The 8,966-nt window shown below is 63.5% G+C and carries 5 protein-coding genes; 3 read left to right on the top strand and 2 right to left on the bottom strand.

Annotation, left to right across the window (positions count from 1 at the left end; all coding sequences use genetic code 11):
• Positions 1–410: 410 nt before the first annotated feature.
• The 3 genes from IE091_RS01830 (at position 411) to IE091_RS01820 (ending at position 7,120) form a co-directional block, all read left to right on the top strand.
• On the top strand, positions 411–3,764 hold the full coding sequence (locus tag IE091_RS01830; protein WP_081192338.1) for a transglutaminase family protein: 3,354 nt from the start codon (positions 411–413) through the stop codon (positions 3,762–3,764).
• Between the two features lie 72 nt (positions 3,765–3,836).
• A complete protein-coding gene (locus IE091_RS01825; protein ID WP_016916447.1) occupies positions 3,837–6,245 on the top strand; it encodes a circularly permuted type 2 ATP-grasp protein in 2,409 nt (802 codons plus the stop codon).
• Positions 6,242–7,120, top strand: coding sequence for a transglutaminase family protein (locus IE091_RS01820; RefSeq protein ID WP_189462646.1), 879 nt, complete (start codon positions 6,242–6,244; stop codon positions 7,118–7,120). The genes IE091_RS01825 and IE091_RS01820 overlap by 4 nt, the downstream gene beginning before the upstream one ends.
• Before the next feature lie 36 nt (positions 7,121–7,156).
• Here IE091_RS01820 and IE091_RS01815 read toward each other — a convergent pair whose 3' ends face one another.
• Entirely contained in the window at positions 7,157–8,422 is a 1,266-nt protein-coding gene (locus IE091_RS01815; protein ID WP_016916445.1) for a TRAP transporter large permease, read from the bottom strand.
• Complete coding sequence (locus IE091_RS01810; RefSeq protein ID WP_016916444.1) at positions 8,419–8,961, bottom strand: TRAP transporter small permease; 543 nt, start codon at positions 8,959–8,961, stop codon at positions 8,419–8,421. The genes IE091_RS01815 and IE091_RS01810 overlap by 4 nt, the downstream gene beginning before the upstream one ends.
• Between the last annotated feature and the right edge of the window lie 5 nt (positions 8,962–8,966).

Here is an 8,966-nt window from a genome sequence, read left to right as displayed (position 1 = left end):
ATGTTGGGCATGGCACTGTCTGGGTGAATGGCGATAATGGCTATATTGCCATGCAGGTCAGTGGGTTAGAAGTGCTTCCGGGGGCCGGTCTCACGGATTCAGGGATATTTCAACGCTATGGCATCCACGTTTGATAAAACGCGGCCACTTTGTAATGCCGCGATACCTTCCCACCCCCTCACTGAACCAAACTTGTGCCTTGACAAAAAAACTCTCGAAAAAAAGCACCAATTTGGTGCAAGATTTAATTAAAAGCGATGCGATCACAATTTTCCACACTTCTTAAACGCCCTTGGGCATATTGCAGCTGCAAAAAAGTTCAACTCCAACGATACTCTTGGGTAAATGTCTTGTTGCGTCGCAGTTCATCAGTAGCTGCGAGAATTTACGCTTTTATTTGAGGGTGGCTCATGACCATTCGCGTTGCCTTGCATCACCGCACAACCTATCGATTTGACCGCCCCGTCAAACTGTCACCCCATGTCGTCCGCCTGCGCCCGGCCCCCCACTGCCGTACTCATATCGATGCCTACTCGCTGAATATTTCAGGGGATGACCACTTTCTGAATTGGCAGCAAGACCCCTTTGGCAACTTTAATGCGCGTATCGTGTTTCCAGAGCCACGCAAGGAACTCACCATTGCCGTCGAGCTGGTGGCCCCCATGACGGTCATCAACCCTTTCGACTTTTTTCTCGACGATGCCGCGCAAAAAATTCCGTTCCATTATTCCGATGAGCTTCTCAAGGAGCTAGGCCCCTATCTGGAAGTCACCGAAGCAGGGCCGCGCCTAAAAGCATGGCTTAAGGAAGTACCTCGGGAGCCCACCACCAGCGTCGATTTTCTGGTGGCGCTCAACCAGCGTCTGCAACAGGACATCAGCTACCTGGTGCGTATGGAGCCCGGCGTACAAAGCTGTGAAGAAACCCTAACTCTGGCCAGTGGTTCCTGCCGCGACAGCGCCTGGTTACTGGTACAGATCCTGCGCCATTTGGGGCTGGCGGCTCGCTTTGTATCCGGCTATCTGATTCAGCTGGCCCCGGACGTCAAAGCGCTGGATGGCCCCAGCGGTACCGAGGTTGACTTTACCGACCTGCATGCCTGGACCGAAGTCTTCCTGCCGGGCGCAGGCTGGGTGGGCCTGGACCCCACCTCCGGCCTGTTCGCTGGTGAAGGGCATATTCCGCTGGCCGCCACCCCCACCACCGGCAGCGCCGCGGCCATTACCGGTTTTTCCGACAAGTGCGAAGTGGAATTCGATGTCGAGATGCGCGTGGAGCGCATCCATGAAGACCCGCGCGTCACCCGCCCCTACAGCGATCAGCAGTGGCAGGCCATTCTGGCGCTGGGCGACCAGGTGGATGAAGTCCTCCAGCAGCAGGATGTTCGCCTGACCATGGGGGGCGAGCCGACCTTCGTTTCCATCGACGACATGGAGAGCCCCCAGTGGAACACCGAAGCGCTGGGCGAGCACAAGCGTGAGCGCGCCGAGGCGCTGCTGACCCGACTGCAGGAAGCCTACGCGGCCGGTAGCGTCATTCAGCAGCAACAGGGCAAGTGGTACCCTGGCGAACCGCTGCCTCGCTGGGCGCTGGCCTGTTACTGGCGCAAGGATGGCGCGCCCCTGTGGCGCGACCCCAAGTGGCTGGCCAGCACCGAAGGCGCGCCCCACGCCAAGGTCGACAACGCCATGGTAGAGCGCTTCATCCATACGCTGGGCGAACGCCTGGGCGTGGCGCAGCGCCACTGGATTCCCGCCTACGAAGATGCCTACTACTACCTTTGGAAAGAGCAGACCCTACCGGTCAGCGTCGACCCGCGTAATGCCGACCTGAAAGACGATGCCGAACGCCGCCGCCTGGCACGGCTGCTGGAGCAGGACCTGGGCGCCGTCGTGGGCTATGCGCTCCCGTTGCGTCACTCGATTTCCCAGTCTCATCGCTGGGAAAGCGGCCGTTGGCCGCTCAAACGCGATCACCTGTTCCTGGTGCCAGGCGACTCCCCCATGGGCCTGCGTCTGCCGCTGTCGGCGCTCCCCTGGGCCGACCCGGAAGAGCAGCCGCAGCCCCAGTCGCTGTTTGCACCGCGACCTGCGCTGGGCGACATTCACGGGGAAGTGGCGCGCCGCAATGCCGAACAGCATCGCTTCACCAGCGCCGAGCGCCATGGCCAGAGCCTGCATCCCAGCCATAGCCACCCGGAAGGCGAAGCCGTTCAGCAGCAGCCAAGCGCCGCCGACGACCGCGAACACAAGGTGATCCATACCAGCCTGTGCGTCGAGCCTCGTGAGGGCCGCCTGCATGTCTTCCTGCCACCGCTGACTCACCTGGAGCACTACCTCGACCTGTTGAGCAGCATCGAGGAAACCGCCCAGGCGCTGGCTTGCCCAGTCATGATCGAAGGCTACGCGCCGCCCCGGGACCCGCGTCTGTCCAGTTTCCAGATCACCCCGGACCCCGGCGTCATCGAGGTCAACATCATGCCGGCCGACAGCTGGCCAGCGCTGGTCGCCCAGACCGAACGGCTCTACGATGAAGCCCGCCAGGCGCGGCTGGGCACCGAAAAATTCATGGTCGATGGCCGCCATACCGGCACCGGCGGCGGCAACCATGTCACGCTGGGCGGCCTGACACCGGAGGACTCCCCGTTTCTACGTCGGCCGGACCTGCTGGCCAGTCTGGTAACCTACTGGCAGCACCACCCGAGCCTGTCGTATCTGTTTTCCGGGCTGTTCATTGGCCCAACCAGTCAGGCCCCGCGAGTGGATGAAGCCCGCCACGAGGCGCTCTACGAGCTGGAAATCGCCCTGCAACAGATGCCCGAAGGCGAGGTCGTTCAGCCCTGGCTGGTGGACCGACTGCTGCGCCACCTGCTCACCGACCTGACCGGCAACACCCACCGCGCCGAGTTCTGTATCGACAAGCTCTACTCACCGGACAGCGACAGCGGCCGGTTGGGGCTGCTGGAGCTGCGCGGCTTTGAAATGCCTCCCCACGCGCGTATGGGCCTGATGCAGACGCTGCTCATTCGCGCCCTGGTGGCGCGCTGCTGGAAGACGCCCTACCGTGCGCGCCCGGTACGCTGGGGCAGTGCCCTGCAGGACCGCTGGATGCTGCCCCACTACCTGTGGGAAGACCTGAACGATGTGCTGCACGATCTGCGTCACCATGGGTTCGATTTCGAGTTGGAGTGGTTTGCGCCATTCCGGGAGTTCCGCTTCCCGGTGCATGGCCGCTTGCATACTCCCATGCTCTCCATAGAGCTGCGCCAGGCCATCGAGCCCTGGCACGTGCTGGGTGAAGAAGCCACGGCAGGCGGTACCGCCCGCTATGTGGACTCCTCGGTGGAACGCCTGGAAGTGAAGGTCAACGGCATGAGCGGCGACCGCTACGTGGTGACCTGCAATGGCCGCCAGGTACCGCTCTCCCCCACCGGACGCAACGGCGAAGCCGTCGCAGGCGTGCGCTACCGGGCCTGGCAGCCGCCGTCGGCCCTGCACCCCCAGATTCCCGTTCACGCTCCGCTGGTATTCGATGTCATCGACACCTGGAACCAGCGTTCGGTGGCGGGCTGCACCTATCACGTCGTGCATCCCACGGGGCGCAGTTTCGAGACGTTCCCGGTCAATGCCTTCGAAGCCGAAGCCAGACGCCTGGGTCGCTTTAGCGACAGTGGCCACGGCCATGGCTACCAGGCGCCCATGCCAGAAGCCCTCAGTCAGGAACTGCCGTGTACCCTTGACCTACGCTGGAGCCCGCGCCGATGAGGTAGTAATGCTTTCCTATCGGCGCTAGCTGCAGGATAATCCGCCCCTTACTCGCTCAGGACTCTCAGGATCATGACTGCCCCTGTCTCTCCCTCACTGCTTGAGCTCGGCGCTGCCGGGCTCATCGAGGACTACTTGAATCAGCTAGGCAAGGGACAGCCCGGCACGTTTGATGCGATGCTCGACCGTCAGGGCCAACTGCGCCCCGGCTGGCAGGGCCTGCTTGGCGCTCTGGAAAGCCTGGGTGCCGAGGGCCGCTATCAGCAGCATGAAGAGCTTCAGCGCCTGCTGGCCGAGAACGGCGTCATCTTCAATATGCACGATGACACCCAAGGGCGCGCCTGGCGGCTGGACCCGCTTCCCTGGGTCATCGACCAGGCGCAATGGCAAGCGCTGGAAATCGGCCTGACCCAGCGTACGCGGCTATTCAATGCGCTGTATGACGACCTGTACGGCCCGCGCACGCTATTCGATGCGGGCCTGCTGCCCACCCAGGCGCTGCTGGCCTCGCCCCACTTCCTGCTGCCCTGCCACGGCTCTCAGCCCAGCGACCGTCCTGCGATCAGCTTTCACGGCATCGACGTCATCCAGGATGCCGAAGGGCAGTGGCGCGTCATTGGCGACCGGCTGCAAGCGCCTTCCGGCACCGGTTTCACGCTGGAAAACCGCATTCTCATGGCCCGCGCGCTGCCTGAAATGTACCGCAACGCGCCGCTGAAGCGCCTGGCGGGTTTCCTGGATAAATACCACCGCACGCTGACCGCACTGGCCTACCAGCACCGCGACAACCCGACCGTGGTGCTGTTGACCCCGGGGCCGGGCAGCCCACGCTATTTCGAGCATGCCTACCTGGCCAACTACCTGAACATCGACCTGGCAGAAGGCCAGGACATGGTCGTGCGCGATAGCCAGCTCTGGTTACGTACCCTGGGCGGCCTGCAGCCGGTGGACGTGGTGCTGCGCCACTGCGACGACGCCTACTGCGACCCGCTGGAACTACGCGGTGACTCCCAGCTGGGCGTCCCGGGCCTACTGCAAGCCGCTCGGGCCAGCGGCGTAGCCATGTCGAATGCGCTAGGCGTAGGCGCTTTGGAGCTGCCGGAGCTGGCTGACTACCTGCCAGCACTCTGCCAGCACCTGCTGGGGGAAGCACTGCTACTGCCCAGCGCCAATGCCCAGACGCCTTCTGCCACGGCCCCCCTGTTCGACCCGCACATGCAGCGGCTGTCGCCCACCACCCTGAACCTGCGCTGTTTCGTTTCCAGAGCCCCGGGCAGCGTCGCGACCCGCAGCCAACAGCCCAGCGATTATCACGTCATGCCGGGGGGGCTTGCCTGGGTGGGCACTCCCGGCTCGCCGTCGCTCAGCAGCCCCATCGTCAAGGACGTCTGGGTGACCGCCAACACGCCCCAGCCTCACGTCAGTCAACTGCGTCAGGCACGCGGTCCCGTGGTGGCTACCCGCGATGGCACCGACCTGCCCAGCCGGGTAGCGGAAAGCCTGTTCTGGCTGGGTCGCTACGGCGAACGGCTGGATGCCCGTGCCCGTTTGCTACGCGAAGCCTTGATGCGTCTGATGGAGTATGACCAGGACGAAATTGCCGACCAGCTACTGGACGAGCTGCTGCTGGCGCTGGAAATCACTACCTTGAACGGCGACGGCGAAGGCGCCAAACCCCCGCTGGTGGGCTTTGCCCAAAAACGCACGGCGCTGCTGGCCCAGTTCGACGAGCAAGACGCTCAGGCCCTCAAGCCGCTGTTTGCTCATTTGCTACGTAACGCTCGAAGCGTGCGTGACCATCTGGGCGACGACTCCTGGCGGGTGGTGCATCAGCTACGCCAGCGAGTGGATACGTTCAGCCCCAGCCTGGGCGCCAGCGCGGCGCGGCGCGCCTGTGAAGGATTATCGGCGCAAATTGCCGCTTTCTTTGGGCTGTGCAACGAAACCATGCCCCATCACTACGGCTGGCGGTTCATGGACATCGGGCGCTTTCTGGACCGCGTGCTTGGGCTGCTATCGCTGCTCAAGCTGACCCTGAACGCGCCCCATTCGCCGGGGCTGGCGCTCTGGGAAGTCGTGTTGGCCACCACGGACAACTTCACCGCCTATCGTCGCCGCTACCGCAGCGAGCTGCACCCCGAGGCCATTCTCGACCTGCTGCTGTTCGACGAGACCAACCCTCGCTCGGTGGGCTACATGCTCAAGCGCCTGGAGCGGCAGATGGATCGCCTACCCGGCAGCTCGTCGCCCTACCGCAACGCCGAACGGCGGCTGCTGATCCAGGCCAATGCCGCCCTGCACCTGGCCGACATCGACCGTCTGAGCCATCTGGCCGACACTCCCGATGCCCAGGCCGCGTTGGAACAGCTGCTGGATGAGCTGATTGCGCCGCTCAGCGCCCTTTCGGACGCCATCAGCCACAGTCATTTCAGCCATGTAGAGCGACCGCGCCAACTTGTCAGCATGGAGCCCGACGAATGAATTACACCCTGCGGCACACCACGCGCTACCACTACAGCGCGCCCGTGACCCTGTGCCACAGCGAGGCGCGCGTGCTGCCTCGCAAGACGCAGCACCAGCAGTGCGGGGCCTCCGAGCTGACCATCAGCCCCATGCCTCACGTGCAGGCAGAGCGGCGGGACGTGTTTGGCAATCGGGTACTTTACTTCGCCATGGAAGAGGTGCACCAGACGCTGGACGTGACGGTCGTCACGCCTTTGAACACTCAACCTCTGGGGCCGCTGCCTGCCAGTTCGCCCAGTTGGGAAAGCGTGGCAGCGCAACTGCGCCAGGACAGCCGTTTCGACATGCAGCTGTATCGGCTGGATTCGCCATTCATCCGCCGCAACGATGAGCTGGCCGACTTTGCCCGCAGCTGTTTCACGCCCGGCCGCCCGCTGGTAGAAGCCGCCATGGCCCTCAACCAGACCATCTACGATACCTTCGAATACGACCCCAGTTTCACCACTCTGGCCACCCCCTTGAGTGATGTACTGGCCAACCGCCGGGGCGTCTGCCAGGACTTTGCCCACCTGGCCATTGGCGCGCTGCGTTCGGTGGGCCTGCCTGCCCGCTATGTCAGCGGCTATCTGGAAACCCAGCCTCCCCCCGGCCAGCCCCGCCTGATTGGCGCCGATGCTTCCCATGCCTGGCTGGCCGTGTGGATCCCCGATTGGGGCTGGCTAGCCCTGGACCCGACCAACGGTACGCTGGCCGGTGAACAGCACCCGGTGCTGGCCTGGGGGCGCGACTACGCCGATGTGGCCCCCCTGAAAGGGGTCATGAACGGCGGCGGTGAGCACCAGCTCGAAGTGGAAGTGGATGTCATGCCGCTCACCGAGCACAGCGTCGCCTGAACCGCCTGCGCTGGCCGTCAGCGGCACGCCAGCAAGTCAGCGCTGAATCAGGCCATTGGTCAGCCACGGCTGCCAGGCCAGCAGCACCAGCGTGGCCAATGTGGCCAGCAGGAACGGCAGCAAGGCGCGGAAAATTTTCAGCGGCGGCGCGCCGGTCATGGAGGAGGCGATGAACAGCCCCGCTCCCACTGGCGGGGTCAGTAGCCCCATCACCAGCGTCAGGCACACCACCACGCCAAACTGATATGGGCTGATCGCAAACTGACTCTGCGCAATGGGCATCAGAATGGGCACCACCAGGATCAGTGCGGCAATGCCATCGATGATCATGCCCACCAGCAGCAGCGCCGCAATCACCAGCAGCAGGAACACGAAAGGATCACTGGTCAGCGCAGCAATCCACGCGGCGGCCATCTGCGGCAAGCGCTCGTATACCACCACCCAGCCAAACACCCCGGCGGCGGCAATCAGCATGATCACCAGCCCTGCATTCATGGCCGTACGTGCCAACACCTGCGGGAGCTGCCCCAGGCGCAGGTCGCCATACACCCAGCGCCCCATCAGCAGGGCCGCCAGCGATGCCAGGGCAGCCGACTCCGTGGGCGTCGCAATGCCCAGCAGAATGCCGCCAATGATGATCACCGGAATCAGCAGCGCGGGCAGCCCCCAGAACGCGTCGTGAAGCGCCTGCTGGCGGCTGGGCCACTCCCCCTTGGGGTACTGCTGGACCAGCCCCACCAGCGCAATGACCACGAAAAAGCTGGCCCCTAACAGCAGTCCGGGCAGCAGTCCGGCAATGAACATTTCGGCGATCGGCACCTGCGCCATGACGCCAAACAGTACGAACAGCATCGAGGGCGGAATGATCGGCGATAGCAAACCACCGGCGGCGGTAATCGCGGCGCTGTAGGGCTTGTCATACCCCTCCTGCTCCATGGCGGGCACCATGGCCCGCGACATGATGGCGATTTGCGACGCCGCAGAGCCAATGATCGCCGCCATCATCATGTTGGCCACCAGGTTGATATATGCCAGCCCACCGCGAAACCCGCCCACCAGCAGCCGCGCCAGGGCGATCAGCCGTTTGGTCAGGCCGCCTTCGTTCATCAGCTCGCCCGCCAGCATGAACAGCGGAATGGCCAGCAGTCCGTAACTCTCGATGGCGCTGAACAGCTGCTGAGGGTACGAATCGAACAGCACCGCATTGCCCGATGCCTGGATATACCACATGGCCGTGAGCGCCAGCACCAGCGCAATCGGCACCGCTCCCAGCAGCAGAATCAGAAATACCACAACGGTCATGTGCGTTCCCTCAGCCCCTGAACGGATTGCAGCAGGTTGGCCACGCCGTGCAGGCTGAGCGACAGCGCAAACCAGGGCACGATCAGCCACGCCCAGAATTTCTTGATGCCCAGCGTGGAGGTGTTTTCGGCGTAGATGAAATTGAAGGTCTGGCCCTGGAAGGCGCGCACATCGAACCCGGCCTGGGCCAACGCCCAGGGTTGATACCAGCGCCAGCAGAGCCACGCCAACAGCAGCGCAAACAGCAGCACCATGGCGTCCACCGCCAAGGTAATGGCACGCTGACCCGTGGCGGGCAACAGATCGCTGAGCAGCGTCACGGCAATGCCCTGTCGGCGCTTCAAGACCGCCCCGGCAATCAAAAACGTCATCCAGATCATGGCGTAGATGGCCAGTTCACTGACCCAGTAAAGCGGATTGCCCAGCGCCCGAAAGGCAATGTTGGCGAGGATGAGACACGTGACCGCCGCTGCCAGGGCAGCGGCGGTCATCTCTTCGTAACGGGCAAGCCTGAGGGAGAGGCGTTGCAGCATGATCATCGAAA

Origin of the sequence: Vreelandella hamiltonii (assembly GCF_014651775.1) — a bacterium.
GTDB classification, from domain to species: Bacteria; Pseudomonadota; Gammaproteobacteria; order Pseudomonadales; family Halomonadaceae; genus Vreelandella; species Vreelandella hamiltonii.
Note: the sequence above shows the minus strand (reverse complement) of the source record. Positions and strands in the feature narration are given on the sequence as shown.